The 22862-nt window shown below is 40.2% G+C and carries 25 protein-coding genes and 1 pseudogene; 1 reads left to right on the forward strand and 25 read right to left on the reverse strand.

Annotated features, from left to right (window positions below; all coding sequences use genetic code 11):
* From groL to nifS, 6 genes are all read right to left on the reverse strand, one after another.
* On the reverse strand, positions 1 to 1264 hold a 1264-nt coding region (gene groL, locus RTK36_RS01225; RefSeq protein ID WP_312043495.1), incomplete at its 3' end, for a chaperonin GroEL.
* An 18-nt stretch (positions 1265 to 1282) separates the two neighbouring features.
* A complete protein-coding gene (locus RTK36_RS01230; protein ID WP_066051177.1) occupies positions 1283 to 1570 on the reverse strand; it encodes a co-chaperone GroES in 288 nt (95 codons plus the stop codon).
* Between the two features lie 386 nt (positions 1571 to 1956).
* Positions 1957 to 2817, reverse strand: a complete 861-nt coding sequence (locus RTK36_RS01235) for an NAD(P)/FAD-dependent oxidoreductase (RefSeq protein ID WP_312043498.1) — start codon at positions 2815 to 2817, stop codon at positions 1957 to 1959.
* Between the two features lie 418 nt (positions 2818 to 3235).
* Complete coding sequence (gene fusA, locus RTK36_RS01240; RefSeq protein WP_312043500.1) at positions 3236 to 5314, reverse strand: elongation factor G; 2079 nt, start codon at positions 5312 to 5314, stop codon at positions 3236 to 3238.
* A 562-nt stretch (positions 5315 to 5876) separates the two neighbouring features.
* On the reverse strand, positions 5877 to 6317 hold the full coding sequence (gene nifU / locus RTK36_RS01245) for a Fe-S cluster assembly scaffold protein NifU (RefSeq protein ID WP_312043503.1): 441 nt from the start codon (positions 6315 to 6317) through the stop codon (positions 5877 to 5879).
* 27 nt (positions 6318 to 6344) lie between these two features.
* Entirely contained in the window at positions 6345 to 7523 is a 1179-nt protein-coding gene (nifS, locus tag RTK36_RS01250) for a cysteine desulfurase NifS (RefSeq protein WP_312043505.1), read from the reverse strand.
* A gap of 272 nt (positions 7524 to 7795) precedes the next feature.
* Here nifS and RTK36_RS01255 point away from each other — a divergent pair, with 272 nt between their 5' ends.
* Positions 7796 to 8212 (forward strand): helix-turn-helix domain-containing protein, encoded by a 417-nt coding sequence (locus tag RTK36_RS01255; RefSeq protein WP_256148986.1) that lies wholly within the window; start codon positions 7796 to 7798, stop codon positions 8210 to 8212.
* 57 nt (positions 8213 to 8269) lie between these two features.
* Here the strand turns inward: RTK36_RS01255 and recN are convergent, their stop codons facing one another.
* The 19 genes and pseudogenes from recN to RTK36_RS01350 form a co-directional block, all read right to left on the reverse strand.
* Positions 8270 to 9961: a DNA repair protein RecN gene (gene recN, locus RTK36_RS01260; protein ID WP_312043507.1), complete on the reverse strand. Its 1692-nt coding sequence runs from the start codon at positions 9959 to 9961 to the stop codon at positions 8270 to 8272.
* Positions 9962 to 9983: 22 nt separating this feature from the next.
* Positions 9984 to 10439 carry an arginine repressor gene (locus tag RTK36_RS01265; RefSeq protein ID WP_066051199.1) on the reverse strand — a complete coding sequence of 152 codons (456 nt, stop codon included), beginning with the start codon at positions 10437 to 10439 and terminating at the stop codon, positions 9984 to 9986.
* Between the two features lie 29 nt (positions 10440 to 10468).
* Positions 10469 to 11320, reverse strand: a complete 852-nt coding sequence (locus RTK36_RS01270) for an NAD(+)/NADH kinase (protein ID WP_312043509.1) — start codon at positions 11318 to 11320, stop codon at positions 10469 to 10471.
* A 15-nt stretch (positions 11321 to 11335) separates the two neighbouring features.
* Positions 11336 to 12148: a TlyA family RNA methyltransferase gene (locus RTK36_RS01275; protein WP_312043511.1), complete on the reverse strand. Its 813-nt coding sequence runs from the start codon at positions 12146 to 12148 to the stop codon at positions 11336 to 11338.
* Entirely contained in the window at positions 12138 to 14024 is a 1887-nt protein-coding gene (dxs, locus tag RTK36_RS01280) for a 1-deoxy-D-xylulose-5-phosphate synthase (protein WP_312043513.1), read from the reverse strand. Before dxs ends, RTK36_RS01275 begins: the two co-directional genes overlap by 11 nt.
* A gap of 23 nt (positions 14025 to 14047) precedes the next feature.
* Positions 14048 to 14476: a divergent PAP2 family protein gene (locus RTK36_RS01285; protein WP_312043515.1), complete on the reverse strand. Its 429-nt coding sequence runs from the start codon at positions 14474 to 14476 to the stop codon at positions 14048 to 14050.
* A gap of 38 nt (positions 14477 to 14514) precedes the next feature.
* Positions 14515 to 15402, reverse strand: a complete 888-nt coding sequence (locus tag RTK36_RS01290; RefSeq protein WP_312043517.1) for a polyprenyl synthetase family protein — start codon at positions 15400 to 15402, stop codon at positions 14515 to 14517.
* Entirely contained in the window at positions 15399 to 15638 is a 240-nt protein-coding gene (gene xseB / locus RTK36_RS01295) for an exodeoxyribonuclease VII small subunit (protein ID WP_312043519.1), read from the reverse strand. The genes RTK36_RS01290 and xseB overlap by 4 nt, the downstream gene beginning before the upstream one ends.
* A complete protein-coding gene (gene xseA / locus RTK36_RS01300; protein WP_312043521.1) occupies positions 15613 to 16848 on the reverse strand; it encodes an exodeoxyribonuclease VII large subunit in 1236 nt (411 codons plus the stop codon). The genes xseB and xseA overlap by 26 nt, the downstream gene beginning before the upstream one ends.
* Before the next feature lie 287 nt (positions 16849 to 17135).
* On the reverse strand, positions 17136 to 17537 hold the full coding sequence (nusB, locus tag RTK36_RS01305) for a transcription antitermination factor NusB (protein ID WP_312043523.1): 402 nt from the start codon (positions 17535 to 17537) through the stop codon (positions 17136 to 17138).
* 77 nt (positions 17538 to 17614) lie between these two features.
* A complete protein-coding gene (locus RTK36_RS01310; RefSeq protein WP_312043525.1) occupies positions 17615 to 17983 on the reverse strand; it encodes an Asp23/Gls24 family envelope stress response protein in 369 nt (122 codons plus the stop codon).
* Positions 17984 to 18440: 457 nt separating this feature from the next.
* Entirely contained in the window at positions 18441 to 19076 is a 636-nt protein-coding gene (locus tag RTK36_RS01315; protein ID WP_312043527.1) for a SpoIIIAH-like family protein, read from the reverse strand.
* 12 nt (positions 19077 to 19088) lie between these two features.
* Entirely contained in the window at positions 19089 to 19646 is a 558-nt protein-coding gene (locus RTK36_RS01320) for a hypothetical protein (RefSeq protein ID WP_312043529.1), read from the reverse strand.
* A gap of 20 nt (positions 19647 to 19666) precedes the next feature.
* A complete protein-coding gene (locus RTK36_RS01325) occupies positions 19667 to 20170 on the reverse strand; it encodes a stage III sporulation protein AF (protein WP_312043531.1) in 504 nt (167 codons plus the stop codon).
* A gap of 12 nt (positions 20171 to 20182) precedes the next feature.
* A complete protein-coding gene (locus RTK36_RS01330; protein ID WP_312043533.1) occupies positions 20183 to 21280 on the reverse strand; it encodes a stage III sporulation protein AE in 1098 nt (365 codons plus the stop codon).
* Positions 21281 to 21292: 12 nt separating this feature from the next.
* On the reverse strand, positions 21293 to 21676 hold the full coding sequence (spoIIIAD, locus tag RTK36_RS01335) for a stage III sporulation protein AD (protein WP_312043535.1): 384 nt from the start codon (positions 21674 to 21676) through the stop codon (positions 21293 to 21295).
* 12 nt (positions 21677 to 21688) lie between these two features.
* Complete coding sequence (spoIIIAC, locus tag RTK36_RS01340; protein WP_066051238.1) at positions 21689 to 21883, reverse strand: stage III sporulation protein AC; 195 nt, start codon at positions 21881 to 21883, stop codon at positions 21689 to 21691.
* Between the two features lie 21 nt (positions 21884 to 21904).
* The gene (locus RTK36_RS01345) at positions 21905 to 22426 is read right to left on the reverse strand and encodes a stage III sporulation protein AB (protein WP_312043537.1); all 522 of its coding nucleotides are present in this window, start codon (positions 22424 to 22426) and stop codon (positions 21905 to 21907) included.
* A pseudogene (locus RTK36_RS01350) lies at positions 22408 to 22862 on the reverse strand (stage III sporulation protein AA); the annotation flags it as partial. The gene RTK36_RS01345 and the pseudogene RTK36_RS01350, both read right to left, overlap by 19 nt.

Consider the following 22862-nt stretch of genomic DNA (forward strand, 5'->3'; position numbering starts at 1 on the left):
CAATTGCATGAACCAAAACAGTTCCACCGCCGGCAACAATACCTTCTTCCACAGCTGCTCTTGTAGCTGCCAAAGCATCTTCCATACGAAGTTTCTTTTCTTTCATTTCAGTTTCTGTAGCAGCACCTACTTTAATCACAGCTACTCCACCACTAAGTTTTGCAAGTCTTTCCTGCAATTTTTCTCTATCAAAATCAGAATCTGTTTCATCAATTGCTTTTCTAATTTGATGGATACGGCCTTCGATTTCTTCTTTTGCGCCTGCGCCATCCGCAATGATTGTCAATTCTTTTTCAACACGAACTGTTTTTGCGCGACCCAGCATATCCAATGTTGTTTCTTTCAAATCCAGACCAATTTCCTCAGAAATAACCTGAGCACCTGTTAATGCTGCAATATCAGCAAGCTGCGCTTTTCTTCTTTCGCCATAACCAGGAGCCTTTACGGCAACGCATGTGAAGGTTCCTCTTAATTTATTTACAACCAAGGTAGCCAAAGCTTCCCCTTCCACATCATCAGCAATAATTAAGATTTTGCCGTTTGTCTGCATTACCTGTTCCAAAACAGGAACCAGTTCCTGAATATTAGAAATCTTTTTATCAGTTACAAGAATATAAGGATCTTCCAAAATTGCAACCATTTTTTCCATATCAGTGGACATATAGGAAGAAAGGTAACCTTTATCAAACTGCATACCTTCCACCAATTCCAACTCTGTTTTCATGGTTTTAGATTCTTCTACTGTAATTACGCCATCGTTTGTAACCTTTTCCATGGCGTCGGAAATCATATCGCCAACTTCATCATCCCCTGCGGAAATTGCAGCAACATTGGAGATATGTTTTTTTGTTGTAACAGCCTGACTCATTTTTTTAATTTCAGCTACTGCTGCTTCTGTTGCTTTGTGCATACCTTTTCTTAAAATAATTGCATTTGCACCTGCGGCAATATTTTTCAGACCTTCTTGAATCATTGCCTGAGCCAAAACCGTTGCAGTAGTGGTACCGTCGCCGGCAACATCATTTGTCTGGGTAGCAACTTCTTTTACCAACTGAGCACCCATATTTTCATAAGGATCCTCCAACTCGATATCTTTTGCGATTGTTACACCGTCATTTGTAATCAACGGAGATGTAAATTTACGATCCAAGACAACATTACGTCCTTTGGGTCCTAATGTAACCTTAACTGTATTTGCTAATTTATCAACACCTGCTGCCATCGCACTTCTGGCTTCTGTACTATATTTAATTTCCTTTGCCATATCTTAACGCCTCCTAAATCAGTCTTTTACTACTGCCAAAATATCATTTTGCTTCATAACCAGATATTCTTCGCCGTCAAATTTGATTTCCATAGCGCCATATCTGGAGAAAATAACATGATCCCCTTCTTTTAGAACCATTTCAACCTTAGTATCCCCAACCATGCCACCGGGGCCTACCGCAACAACAATTGCTTCCTGGGGTTTCTCTTTGGACTGAGAAGTTAAAATCAAACCTGATTTTGTAGTTTCTTCTGCCTCCAACTGCTTTAATACTACCTTATCTCCTAATGGTGAAAGTTTCATATCATTACCTCCTTATTTGTATCTGTTAGCACTCAGCCTAGCCGAGTGCTGATTTCTGATATTATATTAGCATTTTTTCAAGATTATTCAAATTTTATTTACATTGGTTTTAGCCACAATTTGGTTAAATTAGAACTTATTATGCTAAAAATAGTAATACACTTCATTTTTTCTAAAAATATCTTTTGTTTCCTTTTGTTTTCTTCCTTTTTACTAAAACCAACACTTTTTAGTAAATTTTAATCAATAACTGCTATTCCTCTTTATTCTGGGAAGAAGCAAAAAAACCCCTTCAGGCTTTTCAAATTTTGGGAATATCCAATTAGTTTCCCAAAATGGACGGACAAATCTTCTGTCCATTCCTTTTGTTGCCTGAAGGGAGTCTATTATACAGTCTTCATTTTATCTATATCAGAAACCGCCGACAATGCTGCTACCAAACCCTCTCCAACTGCCTTGGCAATTTGATATGGTGCACCGGTACAGTCTCCTGCGGCATAAACCCGTGGTAAATTCGTGGCCATACGTCTATCAACTTCAATATTTTTTCCATCCGTTTTCAATCCAAATACCAGACTGTCCGGAGGCATCGTGTTTTTTGCGAAGAAAATGCCATCACAAGAAATTGTTTCTTTGTCAGTTTCCAACGCCCCAACCTTATCATCAGCACCAACCACTGCCTTGGGCGCTGCGTTTACAACCTTTACGTTTTCTTTCAGAAAAGCAATATTTTTATAAAGAGGGATATAGGATACTTCTTGGCAGATGTCCGCCAAAAAATTCGCTTCTGCCTCCCCTTCCTCATTTTCGCTTACAACCACTACCTTTTTGTTTCGATACAGCATACCATCACAAGTTGCACAATAGCTAACGCCTTTGCCTAAATAATCCATCTCACCTGCAATGCCTTTGCTTTTGCTAAGGCCTGTCGCAAGAATAATGGCTTTCGCTTCAATAAAGTTATTTTCTGCATTAATCATGTAATGCTCACCAACGTTTAATATCTGTGTCACACGACACTCCTGAAATTCCACGCCTTTTTTTACTGCATGGGAATAAAACTGATTGAGCAGTTCTTCGCCGTTCACATCAGGCAATCCCAAGTAATTATCCACCTTTTCCGCTGTAAACAATAATGAGCTGTCCAAGCTTCTGCCAAAAACACATACTGTTTTGTTTCTCTGACGACAGTTTAGCGCAGCAGATAGTGCCGCAGGGCCACCGCCAATAATTGCAACATCAAGCATATGATAACCTCCTTGCTTCTCCGAATCAATTCTAAACATATTCTTCTCAAATTAAGATATCTCATTCTAAACATAGGAAATAAATCCACTCATCCTTAAGATAAAACCCTTATTCAATTGGATTTTCACAGATGGATGCAGCATCATTTTTATAAAAGAAAATTTTTTCAATTATAAAAACTACTTTTTATCATACCAATTGTTTCCTACATTGGAGTTAATCATAACATAATTTTATTCATTTGTCAGTGACTTTTGCACGCAATATAAATTTTACGCAATGAAATAAAACCATTCTTCTACATAAGATGATATATTTCTCATCTTTAAAACAAAAACAGACACTTGCCGTGGAAGGATTCTAATAAGAAACCATTCATGGTTCGTGTCTGCGATTGATATGAATTACACTAGAACTTTATTTTTCTTTCTCTACTAATCTGCGTTCAATAATTTTTTTCTGAATCTCAGCTGGCACTTCTTCATAGCGTTCAAAATAGTGCTTATAATCGCCACGGCTCTGGGTTAAAGAACGTAAATCGGTAGCATATTTATGCATTTCCGACGCAGGCACCTCTGCCACAATACATTTCTTGGTGCCAACAGAATCCATGCTTAAAATACGGCCTCTGCGCTTATTAATATCCCCCATAATGTCTCCCATGTATTTTTCAGGAATAAGCACCTCAACATGCTCAATGGGCTCCAGCAAGGTAGGTTTTGCCTGGGGCACACCTTCCTTGAAAGCAACGGAGGTTGCCATCTTAAACGCCATTTCAGATGAATCCACAGGATGATAAGAACCGTCTGTCAACGTAGCCTTTAAACCAACAACGGGATAACCTGCCAAAACACCGCTTAAAACACATTCCTGCAAACCTTTTTCAACAGCAGGGAAATACTGTTTTGGCACAGAGCCACCAAAAATCTTCTCCACAAAAACATAAGGTGAAGACATATCACCGCTAGGCTCAAATTCCATAACAATATCACCAAATTGACCATGTCCACCGGATTGTTTCTTATAGCGTCCTCTGACAGATGACTTTCCTTTAATCGTTTCTCTATATGGAATAATAGGATCAATCATATCAACTTCGATTTTATACTTTGTTTTTAATTTATTCACCATAACATCCAGCTGTTGTTCACCAATGCCGGAAATAACTGTTTGTTTTGTTTCTTTGTTTACTTCCATTTTGATGGTAGGGTCTTCTTCTCTAATTTTTGACAATGCGGCTGAAAGTTTATCCTCATCGCCCTTTCCTTTTGGCTGAATTGCCATGGATAAAACAGAGCTTGGTAGAGGAAGCTTTGGAATAACAATGGGATGCTCTTTTGAAGTCAAAGTATCTTGGGTAGACGTATTGGAAAGTTTGGCCAATGCCCCAATATCTCCTGTATGTAATTCACTGACTTCAATTTGCTCTTTCCCTCGCACAATATAAAGATGCCCCACCTTTTCAATAGTATCCTTTTCAACATTATAGATACTCATGGTGTTATCAAGTTTTCCTGTCATAATTCTGAATAAATTTAGACGACCAATGTAAGGGTCTGAAATGGTTTTAAATACAAAAGCAGAAAAGTTTTTATCCTCCGTACTGCATAACACAGTATCCGTACCATCAATAAAAGCATGAAAATTTTTCTTTGATTCCATTGCCGGCGGCGTGAATCTAACAATGGTATTCATCAATAATTTCACCCCATAGCCCAATGTTGCCGAGCCACACATAACAGGGGCAATGCTACGGTTTTCAATTCCTAACAGCAAACCATCATAAATCTCTTCTTCTGTCAATTCTATATCGTTAAAGAACTTCTCCATCAATTCATCACTACTTTCAGCAGCAACTTCCACCAGCATGGAACGGAGAACTTCTACTTCGTCAATTTTATCTTCCGGCACTTCACAAGCCTGCAATTTGCCGTTCACTTTTTTTCTTGCATCTCTCTTAATCAAATTAATAAAACCTATAAATTTACCGTCTTCATCATTAAAAGGAATTTGCAGGGGCGCAACTGCTTTTCCAAAATTACTTCTCAAGTCAGCCAACGTTTTTTCAAAATCAGCATTTTCATCATCCATTTGATTTACAAAGAAAAACCTTGGAAGATGCATCTCTTCAATAGATTCCCAAGCTTTCTCTGTGCCTACTTCCACGCCTGATTTTGCCGAAACCAAAATCAATGCTGTATCTGCCACGCTCATTGCCATTTTTGCTTCCGAAATAAAGTCGAAATAACCTGGTGTATCTAGGAAGTTGATTTTTGTATCCTGCCACTCAACGGGTAATACAGATGTATTGATTGATACCTTACGACGAATTTCTTCTGCTTCATAGTCACTAACGGTATTGCCCTCATCAACCTTTCCAAAGCGCTTTGTTGCACCGGAATAGAAGAGAGCTGCTTCGGCATATGTTGTCTTACCGGAACCGCTGTGACCCAATAGAACTACGTTTCTAACTTTGTCTGCAGTGTAATTTTTCATAATACCAACCTCCTAATTCAATTTTAATGACAAAAGCCACATTGCATAATTTTGTATACACAATATCGTTTTTAAACAATATATACATATAATAGTTTTCTTCACTTGTACCGATTTCCCTCTAAATTAAATTAGAAAAATAAATATTTGTCACTTTATACCAAACAATTAATTAATTGTTAGTGATTTTTTGATATTCAAATTGTCGTAAATAGTAAAATTGTGTAAATAAATATCATTTTCTTTTATATTTTAGAGTTAAAAGAATTTCTGCAACTATTAAGGAATTTTTTCTGTTGATTTTTAATTAACTCTTCTTTCAAATTCGTGATAATTCCTTTGAAAATCCAATCCACTCCTGGAGGGGTAATGAGTGTACCATGTTGCATCTTTTATCCAAATAGGCAATTCCAATGAAATCTGTAAACAGGTAGAAAAACAAATTCCTCCCGCCCCGACTAGCGTTTTTACTGAACCAGTGTGAACGGTTACCTTTTCTAGCAAATGGGAGCAATAAAAAAGGCGGCTTTCATTCAGCCGTCTTTTTAGATATTACGCTATTTTATTCTTCATTTTCCATATGATGCAATTCATCCACGTCATCTACAGGTGGTTTCAAGCCCTCAATTTTCACGCCATTTTTTTCTGCATAATCCCACAAAGCTGCGTGAAGTGCTTCCTCTGCAAGACAGGAACAGTGTACTTTTACAGGGGGCAATCCATCCAATGCCTCCATAACCGCTTTGTTTGTTACCTCTAATGCTTCCTGAAGTGTTTTCCCCTTTACCAACTCTGTTGCCATGGAGCTAGTTGCCACAGCAGCACCGCATCCAAAGGTTTTAAATTTTGCATCTTCAATTCGTCCATCTTCTATTTTTAAATAAACCTTCATAATGTCGCCACATTTTGCGTTGCCAACCTGACCTACGCCACTTGCATCTTCAATGACACCAACATTTCTGGGGTTCATAAAATGATCCATTACTTTCTCGCTGTATTCCATCTAAACTTCCTCCTTCGTTTTCTTACATCAAGCTTTTTTATTCTCAACTTCCTCATATAAGGGAGACATGTCTCTTAATTTTTGAACAACTTCAGGGATTTTATCCAAGATAAAATCAACTTCTTCCTCTGTATTGCCACGATCTAAGGTCAATAAGGAACCATGGGCAATTTCATGAGGCAAGCCAATGGCCATCAATACATGGGAAGGGTCCAAAGAGCCTGAAGTACATGCGGAACCACTGGATGCAGCAATACCCAGTGCGTCAAGCAATAATAACATGGATTCTCCTTCAATATAACCAAAGGAAATATTACAGTTACCGGGTAATCTATCTGTAGGGTGTCCATTTAAACGGCTATAAGGCACCTTTTCTAAAATTCCGTTGATTAATTTATCTCTTAAATGATGCAGACGCTTTGTTTCAGTTTCCATTTCACCAACTGCCAGCTCTACTGCCTTGCCTAAGCCAACAATCCCTGGAATGTTTTCTGTACCTGCACGTTTTTTCTTCTCCTGAGCACCACCAAAAATCAAAGGCTGAATGGGAACACCCTTACGAATATAAATTGCTCCAATGCCTTTTGGTGCGCCCAACTTATGACCACTCATGGAGAGCAAGTCAATATTCATTTCGTTTACATCAATTGCAACATGCCCAACAGCCTGCACTGCATCTGTGTGGAACAAAATCCCCTTTTCATGGGCTAATTTTCCAATTTCTGCAATAGGCTGAATTGTACCGATTTCATTATTTGCGAACATAACGGAAATAAGAATTGTTTCAGGACGAATACTTTTTTCAAGTTCATCCAAAGAAATCTTTCCAAATTCATCTACAGATAAATAAGTTACTTCACAACCATGTTTTTCTAAATATTCACCGGTATGCAAAATTGCATGATGTTCAATTTTTGTCGTAATAATATGTTTACCCTTTTTCGCCAAAGCTTCTGCAACGCCCCTCAGCGCCATATTATCACTTTCTGAGCCACCAGCAGTAAAATAAATTTCTTCTGCCTTTGCACCAATACCCTTTGCCACCTGTTCTCTTGCCTTTTCCAGTGCTTTTTTACTCTCTTTTGCAATACTATACACACTGGATGCATTACCGTAAAACTCTTTGAAATAAGGAAGAATCGTATCTAATACTTCATCCCTTACCGGTGTTGTTGCTGCATTGTCCATATATATTTTCGTTGCCATATAAATGCTCCTTTCGGCGTCTTTTTTATATCATAGTATTCCTATATGATTTCTGTGATTTAAAAATATCATTTTTTTCTAGACTTGTCAATACATTCTACGTTTTTTTTGACAATAGACATCAATAATAATAATGATTCCTTTTTAGTCCATAATCCATGATTTTTTTTGAAATTTTTTCCGTTTTTATGATTATATCTTTCGCCCTACGATATTTCACTCTATAATCATTCTTATATAAAATATGCTCTCTACTATAATGAGGTGTTTCTATGGAATTTCATGAAAGGCTAAGACAGCTTCGAAAAGAAAAAAAAATTACACAGGCGGCATTGGCTAAAGAGTTAACTTATGGCGCAACCGCTATTTCAAACTACGAGTCAGGTCATAATCAACCTTCTATCTCCGACTTAAAAAAAATTGCATCTATTTTTAATGTATCTCTGGATTTTCTTTTAGGAGTGAATGAAATCCGACGACCCTATGAACCCGACAAAAAAACAGATGATTACGAAATTTTGAATGAATATTTCGGTAAGTTAGATGACCGTGGAAAAAAAGAGTTGCTTCTTTATATCCAATGGCTCTTAAGCAGACAGGATAATGGTGGTGGGGATCCTTATGCAAACAACATTTTTCAGAGTTCTCCTCTTCAGGTTGCCCAAAAACCAGAAGAATTTAAATTATAAAATTTTCCAGAAAAGCGGCATTTTCGCCTAAACGATAATGCCGCTTTTTTGTCCCCATCAGCGAACAGAGCTTTTCTTACCTTCCCGCAATTCTTTTGCGGCTGTAAGGGTAGCTTGGGTTACTGTTGTGCTTCCCATAAGACGAGCAACTTCCCCTATGGAAGCTTCCTCATCCAAACTTTTTACCATTGTGAGGGTCTGATCGTTTTTTGTTTCCTTTTCAATAAGAAAATGCTTGTCCGCCATTGCGGCAATCTGAGGTAAGTGCGTAATACAAAGAACCTGCCTTTTCTCACCAATGAGGCTCATTTTCTTTCCTACTTTCGCTGCGGTTCTGCCACTAACACCGGTGTCAATTTCATCAAAAATAAAAGTTTCAATTTCATCTGCGTCTACCAACACGGCTTTTAATGCCAACATAACACGGCTCATTTCTCCACCGGAAGCAATTTTAGAAAGAGGCTTCAAATCCTCCCCTTTGTTGGGTGAGATTAAAAACTCCACCTTATCTTTACCCATAGCATTCCACTCATCCCGAGGAGTCACCTGTATGTAGAATTTGGCATTATTCATTTCCATATCCTTTAAAGAGCCCTCAATTTGCTTGGCTACTCTCTCTGCCGCCTCTTCTCGCAAAGCAGTTAATTGCTTCGCAGCAGCTTCTAAAAGAAGTTGTTCCTTCTCTCTTGCTCCACTTAGCTGAATCACCCGTTCCTGACTGTTTGAAAAAAATGCAATTTCTTTTGAAATTTTATGGTAAAAATCTAAAACTGCTTCTACACTTCCACCATACTTCCGCTTCATTTTATATATGGTTTGTAATCGCTCTTCCACCAGCTCCAATTCAGAAGGGTCATCTTCTAAATTTTGGGAGTATCGTTTTATTTCTCTGGAAATATCCTCTAACCTAGCATAAACATCCTCAAGGTCATTGTAGTAACCTTCAATGGCCGTATCTAAGGTAGCACACTCTCTAAGCTTCCCAACAGCCACACTGACGTTATCCCAGGCAGAAGGCATGTCCTCCGTTCCGTCATATAAAAGATTTGTGCTCTCTATGGTTAAACGTATCAAACGCTCCATATGCGTCAGACGTTTCTTTTTCTCTATCAATTCCTCTTCCTCAGCGGGAGTCAAAGCGGCATTTTCTATTTCTTCCTTTTGAAAGTTTAAAATATCCATACGCTGTTCTCTTTGGGCTTCATCACCCATCAATTTTTCCAGCTCAGCATCAATTTCTTTTCTTTTTTCATAGCTTTTTTTATAGTCTTCTAGAGCCTTATCAAAACCCTCGATGCAAAATCGATCTAATAAACGAATATGCTTCGAAGGATTTAAAAGGGATTGGTGTTCATGCTGTCCATAAATATCAATTAAATCTGTGGCAAGCTCCCGCAACATACTGATTGTCACCATACTGCCATTGATACGGCAAACTGATTTTCCCATATCGCTTAAAGTACGGCTAACCAGAACAGTTCCATCTTCCTCAGGTTCAATCCCATTTTCCAGAAGTTTACTTCCAAAACCGGAGTCCTTTATAGAAAAAAGTGCTTCTACCAAAGCCATTTTTTGATCTCTGCGCAAAAAATCTTTGCCCATTCTTCCGCCTAAAGCAAATTGAAGGGAGTCAATGAGCATAGATTTACCCGCTCCCGTTTCTCCCGTTAAAATATTCAGTCCTTTTCCAAAAGAAACCTGACATTCTTCAATCAGCGCAACATTTTTAATATGCAGATTTTCCAGCATAGACATTCCCTCCTATCGGAATTTATGCACTATGAATAATACGATACAGCTTTTCAATAATAACAGCTGCCTGGTTATGGGTACGAACCACACAAAAAACTGTGTCATCTCCCGCAATTGTTCCCAATATTTCTGAATTTTGCATGTTATCTAAGGCAACAGCAACGGCCATTCCCATACCCTCAAGGGTTTTAATGACAATCATATTCTGTGCGTAATCCATTTTAACTACCGCTTCCTTAAACACACGGGTCAGTCTCTCTGTTATTTCCGTGTCATTTCCAGAGATAACTGCATATTTCTGTCTTCCTTTTTCTGTCGCAATTTTTGTAAGCTTCATTTCTCGAATATCTCTGGATACCGTTGCCTGTGTAACCATAAATCCTTCATCACACAGCCTTTGTGCCAATTCGTCCTGTGTTTCAATATCGTAATTCTCGATTAACTCAAGAATTTTTGCATGTCTGGCAATTTTCATAGCCCGCGCCTCCTTTTTTTATGCCATTTTTATCTTGATAGTTTATGACGCAAAACATCATAAAAGTTTTGCGGATTCGTTTTAATTATGGTTGTATAAACCCCTGCTCTGCGAATTTGAACAACTTTTTTGCCTGTTAGGCTCCAGCTCTCTTGTCCGTCTGCACTAATGGTAAAGGCTGTATCCTCTCTTGGATTTACCTCCACTGTCACTACGTCGTCGGCAGAAACCACAACGGAACGGCTAGTCAAGGTATGGGGGGCAATGGGGGGAATAGCGATAATTTGCGCATCCGCCTTTAAAACAGGCCCCCCCGCAGATAAATTATATGCAGTAGAACCTGTAGGCGTACAAATGATGACTCCATCCGCCCGCAATGTATCTACATATTCGTCGTTTACAAATACATTAAATTCTAGAATTTTATAAAGTAAGCCTCTAGAAATACAAATATCGTTCAATGCTGTGATGCCGTCAATGCGCCCTTCCTCCGTTGAGATGGAAGTTTGCAGCATCATTCTTTTTTCTTTTTTGTAGTCGCCCATTAGGACTTTATCAATGGCATACTCGGCCCTGTTCTTTTCCTCTGCCGTTAAAAACCCCAACGTGCCCAAATTAATCCCTAATATAGGTGTGTTAAATTGGCTGGCTCTTCTGCCTACCCCCAACAAGGTGCCATCTCCCCCAAGGGAAATAATAAAATCTGTATGTTCATATATCTCATGCTCTTTTCTCGCATACATATCTAAGTCTGCAAGCTCAGCAATTTTTTCCGGCAACTGAGGGATACATCCCTTGTCTAATAAATGCCCTGTTAAACGCTTGGTAACAGCCAAGTCCTTATCTTTTTCAATATTGGGAATCAATCCGACTTTTATCATAGGTCATTCTATTTCCTATTGAAGCTCCTCATGAGATTTTCCCACGATATCTTCTAAAAGGAAATAAACCTCCTCCCTGGTCATACCCTGCTGTTTTTTATCCAAATAGATTAAATACTCGATATTGCCCTCTGGTCCTTTGATTGGCGAAAAACTAAGACCCAAAATACCAATCCCCTGGGTCATTGCATACTCTGCAATTGCCACAATGACTTCCTTATGGACTGCAATATCCCTAACCACACCTTTTTTACCAACCTTTTCTCTGCCTGCTTCAAATTGAGGTTTAATGAGACAAACAAGCTGACCATCTTCCTTCATGACTCCCAACACCGCAGGTAGCACCTTGGTCAAGGAAATAAAGGAAACATCAATAGAGGCAAAATCTGCCGCATCAGGTACCTGCTCTTGGGTAATGTAACGTACATTGGTTTTTTCCAAGCACACAACCCGTTCATCTGTCCGTAGCTTCCAGGCAAATTGTCCGTAGCCTACATCAATGGCATATACCTTAGTGGCTCCGTTTTGCAACATACAATCCGTAAATCCCCCCGTTGATGCCCCAATATCTAAACAAACTTTTCCTTTCAAAGAAATTCCAAAAGAATCTATGGCCTTTTCCAATTTATAACCACCACGACTCACATATTTCATTTGAGGGCCTCTCACCTCAATCGCCGCCGAAACGGATACCTTTGTGCCTGCTTTATCCTCTTTCATCCCATCAACATATACATTTCCTGCCATAATATATGCCTTTGCCAACTCCCTTGAGGTGGCTAAGCTTTTTTCTACCAGCAAGACATCAAGTCTTTCCTTATCCGCCATAACTTTCTCCTATTTTCCCCTTAATTTTTCTGTAAATACCCTCGGCATCCAAGCCATAGCGGGCAAATAACTGGCTTTGTGAACCCTGTTCAATAAATTTGTCGGGAAATGCCAAATTGGTCACGGAAATTCGATAACCACCATCACTATAAAACTCCAAAACTTTTGAACCGAAGCCACCTTTTCGAAGATTATCCTCCACCGTAAAAACCTCACTACAATCCTTTGTGATTTCAAGTAACAGTTCCTCATCCAAAGGCGAGATAAACCGCATGTTTACTACAGTTGGCGCATCCACTCCATCTTGAGTCAACCGTTCTGCAGCCTGTTTCACTGCCTGCAGCATATGCCCCTCTGCCAATATGGCAATGCCCTTTCCTTTTTGTATAACCTCTGCCTTCCCATAATGAATGGGCTCTTTATGTTCTGCAAAATCTATTTCCGCCGTCCCTCTAGGATAGCGAATTGCAACAGGCCCCTCACAAACATTTACGCCATACTCCAACATTTCCTCCAGCTCCCAAGCATTTTTGGGCGAAAGCACTGTCATGTTAGGAATATGTGTCAAGTAGGAAAGATCGAAAACACCTTGGTGGGTCTCACCATCTGCGCCAACAATTCCAGCCCGATCAATAGCAAATACTACATGTAAATTTTCCATACAGACGTCATGGATCACTTGGTCGTACGCCCTTTGTAAAAACGAAGAGTATACTGCAAAAACAGGTACAATTCCTTGACTTGCTAATCCTGCGGCAAATGTGGTTCCATGCTGTTCAGCGATGGCAACATCAAAAAAACGTTCGGGAAAGGCAGCCTGAAAGGCTTCAAAACCTGTTCCACTGCACATTGCCGCTGTAATCCCAACCACCTTTGGATTTTTTTCTCCCAACTCCACTATCTTTTTGCCGAAAACCCCAGACCAGCTTGGGTTCTCACTCTTGCTCAGACCATTTCCTGTTTTTATATCAAAGGGCCCAACACCATGGAAAGGACCGGGATTATTTTCAGCCGGCAAATAGCCTTTGCCTTTTGTTGTTTTGATATGAATTAAGATAGGTTCCTGGGCATCCTTTACATTGCGAAATATTTCAAGCATCTCTTCTAAATTATGACCATCCACAGGTCCTATATATTTTAAACCAAACTCTTCAAAGACTGCTCCCTCTAAAAAAAGCAGCTTTGCACTGTCTCGAACTTTTTCCAGAACCAAATATGTTGCCTTTCCAAGAACAGGAACCTGGTCTCTAAACTGCTTAAAATTATCCTTCAACGTTCGATATCGGTTACTGGTACGTAGGCTATTTAAGTGCTTACTGATGGCACCTACATTATTGTCAATGGACATCTGGTTGTCATTCAAAATCACAATAAAATTTGTTTTATCACGTCCTGCATTATTGAATGCTTCATAAGCAAGCCCGCCCGTCATAGAGCCATCTCCAATAACAGCTAACACGTTATGATTCCTTCCCTGCAAATCCCTTGCCTTTGCAATACCCAGGGCAGCTGAAATAGATGTGGAGCTATGCCCTGCGGCAAAAGCATCAGCATCACTTTCCTGGGGTTTTGGAAAACCGCTTAGGCCATCCAATTGGCGCAAGGTTGAAAAATCTTTTTTTCTACCTGTTAATATTTTATGGATATAGGCTTGGTGCCCCACATCCCATACGATTTTATCCTCTGGAAGGTCGAAGATATATTCCAGTGCTACGGTTAATTCTACCACCCCAAGATTTGAGGCCAAATGTCCACCGGTTTTGCAAACATTTTGCAGCAGAAAGCGCCTCATCTCTTTACAGAGAGGCTCCAGTTCTTCTTCCTTCATTTTTTTGATATCTCCAGTGGCTTGGATTCTGTCCAATAATCCTCCCACAGCTTCACCTGCTCTCTACCATTCTATATCCAAAAACCCACTGCGATTCCCAGAAGTCCTCCGACAAATACCTCTAACGGCGTATGTCCCAACAATTCCTTTAACTTCTCCATATCAGGCACTTCATGTTTAAGCAACAGCATGTTGATAATTTCGGCCTGCTTTCCTGCCGCTCTACGAATTCCTGCCGCATCATACATGACAACAAAGGAAAAAATCAAAGCCATGGCAAACAGTGGAGAACCAAAGCTGTTATATTTTCCAACACTAAAAGTGAGAGCCATAACCAAAGCTGAATGAGAGCTTGGCATACCACCTGTTCCCACAATGCGGGTGGCATCAAACCGTTTTTCTGTGATTAATGTTAAAATGATTTTTGAACCTTGAGCAATGGCCCAAGATATCATAGCCGCCCATAAAGGCACGTTATATGTGATTTCTCCGAATCCCATACTCCCATCTTCTTTCTTCCGTCATCCCAGATTCTTTGTTAATAAGTTCTTTTTGTTAAATATTCTGTTAAATCCTTTAAGAATATGCTGCCTTCTCCCAACTCATTCCATATAGAAATCGCCTCATCGGAAAGCTTGCAAGCAATTTCTCTGGATTTTTCAATACCATAAAGGGTAACATAGGTGGTCTTTTCATTTCGTTCATCACTATGAATGGGCTTGCCCAATTCCTCCATGGTGCTTGTTACATCTAAAATATCATCCAAAATTTGAAAGGCAACACCGATTTTCTCACCGGCCAAAGCAAAACTTTCTGCTGTCTCAATTGTTGCACCGCCTAAAATAGCACCGGCCTTTAAGGCTCCACGAATCATTGCCGCTGTTTTATTTATATGAATAAATTCAAGAATATTTGCCTCCAAAGGCTTACCTTCGTAAAAAACATCTACCACTTGACCGATTAACATTCCGTGAACACCTGCACCGTTAGCAATGGCCTGCATAGCTCCCGTGGTTTTTTTTGAGGGATTGTTATAACAAGCATCTGCCATAACCTCCATAGCCTGATGCAACAAACCATCTCCTGCAAGAATTGCCATATCTTCACCATAAACCTTGTGATTGGTCAGCCTGCCTCTGCGATAATCATCGTTGTCCATGGCAGGTAAATCATCGTGAATTAAGGAATAGGTATGAATCATTTCCATGGCGCAGGCAAAAGGAACAGCCTCTTCCTTGTCTCCGCCAACGGCTTCGCAAGCCGCCAAAAGCATCATGGGGCGCAGACGTTTTCCACCAGCAAAAAGGCTGTAAGCCATTGCTTCAAAAATAACCGGGGGAAACGCCCCTTGTTTCGGCATAAACCCTTCCAGCTTTTCTTCAATATATGCAATCCATTGATTCATTTGTTCATTTAAATCTTTCATATCTCCTGCTCCTCTGTTTGAAAAGGTTCCTCTTGCCATAAACCCGCTTCCTTGCGCAGCAAAAGAATTTCCCCCTCTGCCACAGCCAATTTTTCCTTGCAAAATCCGGAAAGAGCCAAGCCCTCCTTATAGAAAGCAACAGTTTCGTCTAAAGAAACCTCCTCTTGCTCCAGCTTCTCAACGATTTCTTCCAGCCGTTCTATGGATTCTTCAAATGTCAGCTTTTTCTTCGCCAAGATCCATCACCGCCTTTTCCAATATCTTTGCTTTTAAATGTCCATCTTGAAGTCTTAAACGAATCACTTCATCAAGTTCAACTTGCTTGACAGAAACAACCACATTATTGCGCTGGCTCATCCCTATCATATAACCTCGTTTCATCACCGAAAAGGGAGATGATGCATACAACCTTGTGTCAAGCATTCCAATCTTTTCACTATGGCGCAGGAGCTTCTGATTCGTGGCCTTTGTCATAGCCAACTCTATTTTTTCCAAAAGAAGTTGTGTATTATGAATACGCTCCAATGGGCGTTTTAACACAGGGCGTTCCTTTATATATAACAGCCTGCGCTTGGCATCTTCTAGAATTGCCATACTGTTTCTTTCCAAGCGTTTTTCAAGCTGAGAAACAAACTGTATTTTTTGTATCAAAGGTTGAGTAGCCATTTCAGCCGCAGCAGAGGGAGTGGGGGCTCTTAAATCGGATACAAAATCCGCAATGGTAAAATCTGTTTCATGCCCTACGGCAGAAATCACCGGGATTTCAGAAGCAAAAATTGCCCTTGCCACCCTTTCCTCATTAAACGCCCATAAATCCTCTATGGAACCGCCACCACGACCAAGAATAATCACATCGGCTTTTCCCCATTCGTTGGCTAGCTTTAATGCCTGAACAATGTCATCGGCGGCTCTTTCCCCTTGCACCAAAGCAGGAAAAACAGCGATTTTTACTCTAGGGTCTCGACGCTTAGCAACTTGAATAATATCTCTCACTGCCGCTCCCGTAGGGGAAGTAATAACGGCAATGCTCTCCACATGGGAGGGGATTTCCCGTTTAAAATCTTCGTCAAACAGACCTTCCTCTTCCAGCTTCCGCTTTAATTGTTCATAAGCAATTTGCAAAGAACCAATGCCTATAGGCTCCATCATTTCAGCATAAAGCTGATATTGCCCTGTTTTTTCATACAGGGAAACATGACCATATAAAATGACACTCATACCATTTTCCGGCTCAAAAGGTAAACTTAAGGCATCCTGACGGAACATAACGCAAGAAATCGCCCCTACAGGATCCTTTAGACTAAAATAGAGGTGTCCGCCTGAATGGGCTTTAAAATTTGAGATTTCTCCTTTTACCAAAAGACTGCTCAAAATAAAGTCGTTCTCCATCAGGTTTTTGATATACCTATTTATTTGCCCTACAGAAAAAACCTTAGGTTCAATCATAAGCCCTCCTTCATGCCAGACAGCTCTTCCTTTAATATTGACAGATTTATGAAGTTTTTATCCTTCATTTCCATTTATCTTCATTCCCATATTTCCTCAAAAAAAATCACGACTACCTAATATATTATCTCTAAGTTTTTTCCGTGGAGTAAAGAGAGTAATCTCAAGCTAACAAAAAACCATCTTTCACGAATGAAAAATGGAAAAACAAGTCGTTTTTTGGCAAATCGTATACTTCTTGTATACAACTCCAAAAATAAGTTTTTTCATTTTTCTGAGCATATTTGTTATTGTACAACCTTGCCCAAAATACCATTGATAAACCCTGGGGCTTCATCAGAGCTGAATTTTTTTGCCAATTCCACTGCCTCATTAATAGCAACACCCACTGGTGTATCTTCGCTAAAACGAAGCTCATAAACAGCCAAACGAAGAATTGCCAAGTCGACCTTAGACATTCTGTCTGTGTTCCAACCTTTGGCACATTCTCCAATAACTTGGTCGATTTCTTCCATATGGGCTCTTGTACCCTCAACTTCGCTTACAATAAAGTCTTTATCATCTTCTTCCACAGGCTCTTCTGCTTCTGCAAAGAAAATTTCTTTCACCTGTTCATATTCCTCCGCCTGATTGAAATCCATCTGGAACAAAAGGAAAAACGCATTTTTTCTGGCACTTCTACGGCTCATATTTTCAAATCCTCCACAAAAATAAAAAGGACAAATACCACCCCGAAATTTGGAGTGGTATCCCGACAACTCACTGTTTACAGTTCTTCTGCAGTCTTAACAATTTTTTCTTTTACAATTCCCGAAACGCTAACATTAACAACAGGAACTTGAAGTCCCGTCATGGTTTCAACTGCATTTTTAATTTTCTTTTGTACTTCTTCTGCCACAACCTGAACCTTTGTGCCAAAGTTTACAATAATATCCATATCAAGAACTACTTCATTCTCATCCTTGGCAACCTTCAAACATCTTGTTTGCCCTTTTTTCCCAAAAAGCTCTGTTAAAGCATTATTAGGTGCATTTCCTGAAACGCCCTCAACTTCAAGGGCAGCAGTAACCGCAATAACGCCAATTACTTCATCGGCAATTTCTATTTGACCGCCCATTACTTTATTTTCAGACATTTTAAATACCTCCTGTCTTCTTTATACATGATTCTATGCATTCCTAGAAAATTCATACAAAATAAGCATTATCGGGTTTCATTATATCAGAAACGGGGTTGGAATGCAATGAAATATACATCCTTTAATCATACTTAAATAAATAAAATTAAGCGGCCTCAACCCGAAACATAAATGCCCAACAGCAGTTTTGCAGCCGCTCTCTTGTCAAGTCTCCATAGAAAAAGTCTGATGGAATACCTGCAATTCTTTGCAGTTGCGGAACCGTTTTTTGGTATATTAATGTCTCTGTCTAAGCCGCTTAACGTCTAATGAATTTTGCTACATAATGCCTTGTTACGATTAAATAACAATTACCAATTTATATGTTTGGCATTATTACATTAGATAAATATAGTAATGCCCAAAATGACAAATATGATGTACAAGAATTCTGATATTTCATGTTATGGTAGTTTTATTTTTTTAACGGATTAATTCTAATTTGGTCAGCCTTAAAACCTGTTTTGCGTTTTACAATGTCTTCAATTTGTGCAACCTCAGAATCCGACAATGTTGCCTTATCTACAACAACATCAACGGTCTGGTCATCAATACGCACATAAGCCTCAGTAAAGCCTTTTGCTTCAATCATTGCTTCAGCTGCAGTCTCTTTTTCGATTCTTTCCTGCAATTGCAACATGCTGTCTCCACACTTATCTTTCTGGCTCTCACTAACGTTTTCATTATTCATCATTTCTGTTAAAATATCTTTTTGCTTTGCTCTTGCCTGCTCCCGATCTAATTTTGCTTCTGCAAAAAATTGTGAGCCCGCCAAGGTTGCATCTGCGCTTACAAACACAGCTGCCCCATCCCCCGTGGTGTTGGAAACTTCCGCAGTAATCGGGTCTAAACCAATTTCATTTGCGGAAATATCATCGGGAAGGGTGTCATAATCCTGAATTGCCGCAGAGGCGTCCCCTTCTTCCGTGAGCTGTAACGCAGTTTTCGTTTGCTGAGAAGCCTTACTATCCTGAAAATTCAAATAACCTGCCGCTGCAATCATAACTGCCAGTGCTGTAACCACTACCTGATTTCTTTTAATGACAAACATTTTTTTTCCCCCTTATTTCATTTTTAGTATTGCAATTTTATGAGCCGGTACATCCAATAATGCCTGAGCCGCATTGCTTAACGCTTTGCAAACAACGGCATTATCGCCGCCCTGAGCCACTATCACCACCCCTTCTACTTTTGGAGAGTTCTCTGTCAGCACCAAAGGTGATGTATTTCCCTTTCCATCCTCAGTCATAACCACAGTTGTTTCTTTATTTAAACTTTCACTTGTTTTTCCGTTTTCCTGAGAACGGGATTCCTCCGTTTTTTCTTCATGAGCCACCACACTTTCAGTGCTTACACGAAAAGTCAACATTACATCAACCTGTCCCGCCCCCTGAATTTTCGAAAGAATTTCTGCCATACGAGCTTCCATATCCTGTTCATTGGATTTATGTATTTGTGCTACTTGCTTATCCGCCTTAACCTCCGCCGCGGGTTCTTCCGTGGGAAAAAAAGTTTTTCCCAAAATAATCAAAAGCACACCTATCAATAATGCCAAAATGATATTATTGCCTGTCTTTTTATTTTCCGGCCGAAATAACTCCCGCCAAAAGTCTTTTTGCATCTTATGTCACCCTTCTTTCATCATTTTTCCACCGTTACCGCTTCTTCTGTCAATCCATACCTATTGGCGGCGTAGGTTTGTATTTTTTCTGCATTTCCCTCGGCGCAACCGATGGTAATGCTTTCTATGGTGCCATAGTTTTCATCCTCGAAATCCTGACAAAAGGTAACATTTACCCAATCTATATCCTTATATTTTTTTGTCAGATCCTCTTTGACTCTATCCTCCAGCACTTGACCATACGCCGCTGATATTCGCTGTTGCTCAACTGTTTCATATTCCTTGCTTGACAAGAAATTCTTTTCCAGCCGTGCTTGATTTTGAAGCAAACCAAGCTCCATATGCCCTTGATCCGTACCAAAAATCCTTAAAAAAGGGCTGATTACAGCGGTTAATACCAATACACCAAGAACCAGTTCCACATACTTGCGAAAGGAGCCATCCGGCATCAGCATACAAGCCAGTGCAGAGAAAATGGTCAAAGCCGTTATAGTTTTTATATATGCGCTTAAGGCCTCCATCATTCCAATTCCCCCCTATAACCCGCCTAAAAGTAATAAGGCGGAAAAAAGAAACATTCCCTCCGTAAGAAAAACCACCCCTAGCAATAAAGCGGTATAATCCCCCGCTGCATTAATGCAGTCCACCAACCGTTCTTCACAAATAAATTCTGATGCCGCCGCCGTTACTTTAAATACCAATAGAATGACCGCCAGCTTGACCAGCAAAGGAATGCACAGCAATAATAAAAATATTGCCGCCCCCACCAATGTTCCGCTTTTTAATGTTTTCGCCACTGCTGCAGCAGTTTCGATAGCACCACCCATTACATCGCCAACAACAGGCACAGAGCCCACAGCAATTTTTGCTGTTTTTGCCGCTAGGCCGTTTAGTGCACCACCACCCACCTTTTGCAGGGAAAGCAAAAGCATAAAAAGGACTGACGCGCCCTTTAAGGTCCATGTGATTCCCTGGCGAAGCAACTGCGCAAAACGGGATAAAATTGGTTTTTCCGAAATATGATCTGCCATTTCCAACGCCACCGCCAGAAGAATGGCCGGCACAATAAAATCTCTTATGCCAAAGGATAAGGCAGTCGACCCCCCCATAATAGTAGGTCCCATTAAAGCCGTTTGGGTAAAATTCCCCCCCGAAACAGAAAGCACTAAAAAAACCGGAAGCATCCCAAGAAATACCTTGCATGTGCTGTCAACCCGATCCACAACCGATGCGGAAATGCTATAAAACGAGGTGATTATCACTACAATTAACACCATGTAGCATATGTAAAACCCCATTTCCCCCACCGACTTCCCATGAAATGAGCCGCTGACTTGTTTTAAAACAGCACTCAAAATGACAACCAAAAGCAACTGGGTAAGCAAGCGCCCCTGGGTTTTGAACTCTCCAAATGCCAAATCCATAATGGTTCGAGGTAAATCCTCGAAAGAAAAAGAGTAATCACCAGAGATAATGTCCCTCACAAGGGAAGCGAAGCTTGTCCCGTCATCCAAACGGGCATCCACATTCTCCAGCCCCAAAGAGTCCAATTGATTTTCCAAAAGATCCTCTGCATAAACAGGCGAAGGTAACAATGCAAGGAATAGCAAAAAAACGATACAAATTCTTTTCATCTGCCTCCCCCTTTAAACCAAATTCATTACTAATTCTAATAATGCCGTTAGAACAGGCGCAGAAGCAGCCATAATTAATATTTTCCCCGCCAGCTCAACCTTAGCGGCCACAGCCCCTTCTCCTGCATCAGCGCAAAGCTGTGCTCCGAATTGAGCCAAATAAGCAATTCCGATTACTTTAAGTACAATTCCAAAATATCCACTGCTGACGCCTGCTTTGTCGGCGGCATCTCTTAATAGCCCAATTAATCCACTTAACGGTGTACAAATCATAAAAAAAATTAAAATCCCTGTTACCACTGAAACCATAAGGCTGATTTGCGGATTTTCCTTTTTCAGCATTACCGCAAAAATCACCCCTACCAGTCCCAGTGCGATTATTCGCCCCATCTCCATGGCTTGACCCCCCTAAAGCTGAAACAGCGTTTGCACCGTTTCAAAAAGAGTGCTGATATACTGAATTACCCAAAACAAAACCACCACAAGTCCCGCCAAAGTGGTCATCATGGCCTGTTCTTCCCTCCCTGCACGAATCAACACCTGATTCAAAACAGCCACCAGAATGCCCACTGCAGCAATACGAAATACAATATTGATTTCCATACCTAATCCTCCCCCATATGCTTACAGCAATGTAATGACCAATAAAAGACCACTAAGCACACCCATGCTGTAATAAAGCCTTCCATTTTTTTCCAAACGTTTTTTGATTCCTTCTTGTCTTTCCCGCAAATAATGCAAAAGCATATCCATACTGCCTTCTCGTTGTTCCTTTTCGATAAAACCCAGGGTTCTTCCAAAAGAAACAAGCTCTTCCAAATCCACAGCAGTCAAATATGATTTTTTTCCTATCTTAAGCCATGTACCTTCCCAGATTTCCTCAGCAGAATTTCCCCGTCGTTCTTCCATCTGTTTAGAAATCTCTTGAAAAGCCTGACCGGTAATCCCTTCTGTTTTCCAACTGATTTGTTCAAGCAACTCCGTCAAAGGCGTGCCCAGATAGGAAATTTGATTTTTCATCAGCAAAATTCCCCGTTCAATCTCCTCAAGATCTTTCAATCTATATTTTTCTTTGGCTGCAAAAGCAAACCCAAAAAGGGTTGTTGCCGCCAAAACTAAGATTGCTCCTATTGCTTGAATGAGCATGATTCCACCCTTCTTTCGTATCGTTTTTGCCCCAAGTTGTCCCATATTTCCTGCACAGTACCTATCCCCCATCTATTGCTAAGAAACAAGATTCTTCCATTTTCCATCTCCTCCAGCATCTGTTTAATTTTTTTATTTTTTAACATGCCCTTCATATCACTTCCATGTACCGTAGAAATGAGTGTAACTCCGGCATGAAGCAATGCCTCAACTCCGATAAAATCAGCCTCCTTTCCAAGTTCATCTACTGCAATCACATCAGGGGTCATGCTTCTTAGCAAAAAAAGCATCCCTTCTCCCTTCGGACAATTTTCTTGAACATCCGTACAAGGGCCAATATCCATTTGAGGGACTCCATCCTTCATTGCCGCAAGCTCCCCTCTCTCATCTACAACACCCACGTTATATCCTTCTTTACAGCCGATTCCATAGCTGA

The sequence above is a fragment of the Anaerotignum sp. genome (genome assembly GCF_031981185.1).
Classification (GTDB): Bacteria; Bacillota; Clostridia; order Lachnospirales; family Anaerotignaceae; genus Chakrabartyella.

What these genes read in the sequence shown, in the direction of transcription:
- RTK36_RS01315 (WP_312043527.1), bottom strand. Translation starts at nt 19,076, where the DNA reads ATGTTTGTCATTAAAAGAAATCAGGTAGTGGTTACAGCACTGGCAGTT.
- RTK36_RS01345 (WP_312043537.1), bottom strand. Translation starts at nt 22,426, where the DNA reads ATGCTCATTCAAGCAATAGGAGCAATCTTAGTTTTGGCGGCAACAACC.
- RTK36_RS01285 (WP_312043515.1), bottom strand. Translation starts at nt 14,476, where the DNA reads ATGGGATTCGGAGAAATCACATATAACGTGCCTTTATGGGCGGCTATG.
- fusA (WP_312043500.1), bottom strand. Translation starts at nt 5,314, where the DNA reads ATGAAAAATTACACTGCAGACAAAGTTAGAAACGTAGTTCTATTGGGT.
- RTK36_RS01330 (WP_312043533.1), bottom strand. Translation starts at nt 21,280, where the DNA reads ATGAAAAGAATTTGTATCGTTTTTTTGCTATTCCTTGCATTGTTACCT.
- RTK36_RS01255 (WP_256148986.1), top strand. Translation starts at nt 7,796, where the DNA reads ATGGAATTTCATGAAAGGCTAAGACAGCTTCGAAAAGAAAAAAAAATT.
- RTK36_RS01320 (WP_312043529.1), bottom strand. Translation starts at nt 19,646, where the DNA reads ATGCAAAAAGACTTTTGGCGGGAGTTATTTCGGCCGGAAAATAAAAAG.
- nifU (WP_312043503.1), bottom strand. Translation starts at nt 6,317, where the DNA reads ATGGAATACAGCGAGAAAGTAATGGATCATTTTATGAACCCCAGAAAT.
- RTK36_RS01230 (WP_066051177.1), bottom strand. Translation starts at nt 1,570, where the DNA reads ATGAAACTTTCACCATTAGGAGATAAGGTAGTATTAAAGCAGTTGGAG.
- spoIIIAD (WP_312043535.1), bottom strand. Translation starts at nt 21,676, where the DNA reads ATGGAGATGGGGCGAATAATCGCACTGGGACTGGTAGGGGTGATTTTT.
- nusB (WP_312043523.1), bottom strand. Translation starts at nt 17,537, where the DNA reads ATGAGCCGTAGAAGTGCCAGAAAAAATGCGTTTTTCCTTTTGTTCCAG.
- recN (WP_312043507.1), bottom strand. Translation starts at nt 9,961, where the DNA reads ATGCTGGAAAATCTGCATATTAAAAATGTTGCGCTGATTGAAGAATGT.
- xseA (WP_312043521.1), bottom strand. Translation starts at nt 16,848, where the DNA reads ATGATTGAACCTAAGGTTTTTTCTGTAGGGCAAATAAATAGGTATATC.
- RTK36_RS01310 (WP_312043525.1), bottom strand. Translation starts at nt 17,983, where the DNA reads ATGTCTGAAAATAAAGTAATGGGCGGTCAAATAGAAATTGCCGATGAA.
- spoIIIAC (WP_066051238.1), bottom strand. Translation starts at nt 21,883, where the DNA reads ATGGAAATCAATATTGTATTTCGTATTGCTGCAGTGGGCATTCTGGTG.
- RTK36_RS01275 (WP_312043511.1), bottom strand. Translation starts at nt 12,148, where the DNA reads ATGGCGGATAAGGAAAGACTTGATGTCTTGCTGGTAGAAAAAAGCTTA.
- RTK36_RS01265 (WP_066051199.1), bottom strand. Translation starts at nt 10,439, where the DNA reads ATGAAAATTGCCAGACATGCAAAAATTCTTGAGTTAATCGAGAATTAC.
- nifS (WP_312043505.1), bottom strand. Translation starts at nt 7,523, where the DNA reads ATGGCAACGAAAATATATATGGACAATGCAGCAACAACACCGGTAAGG.
- RTK36_RS01325 (WP_312043531.1), bottom strand. Translation starts at nt 20,170, where the DNA reads ATGATGGAGGCCTTAAGCGCATATATAAAAACTATAACGGCTTTGACC.
- RTK36_RS01235 (WP_312043498.1), bottom strand. Translation starts at nt 2,817, where the DNA reads ATGCTTGATGTTGCAATTATTGGCGGTGGCCCTGCGGCACTATCTGCT.
- RTK36_RS01290 (WP_312043517.1), bottom strand. Translation starts at nt 15,402, where the DNA reads ATGAAAGATTTAAATGAACAAATGAATCAATGGATTGCATATATTGAA.
- RTK36_RS01270 (WP_312043509.1), bottom strand. Translation starts at nt 11,320, where the DNA reads ATGATAAAAGTCGGATTGATTCCCAATATTGAAAAAGATAAGGACTTG.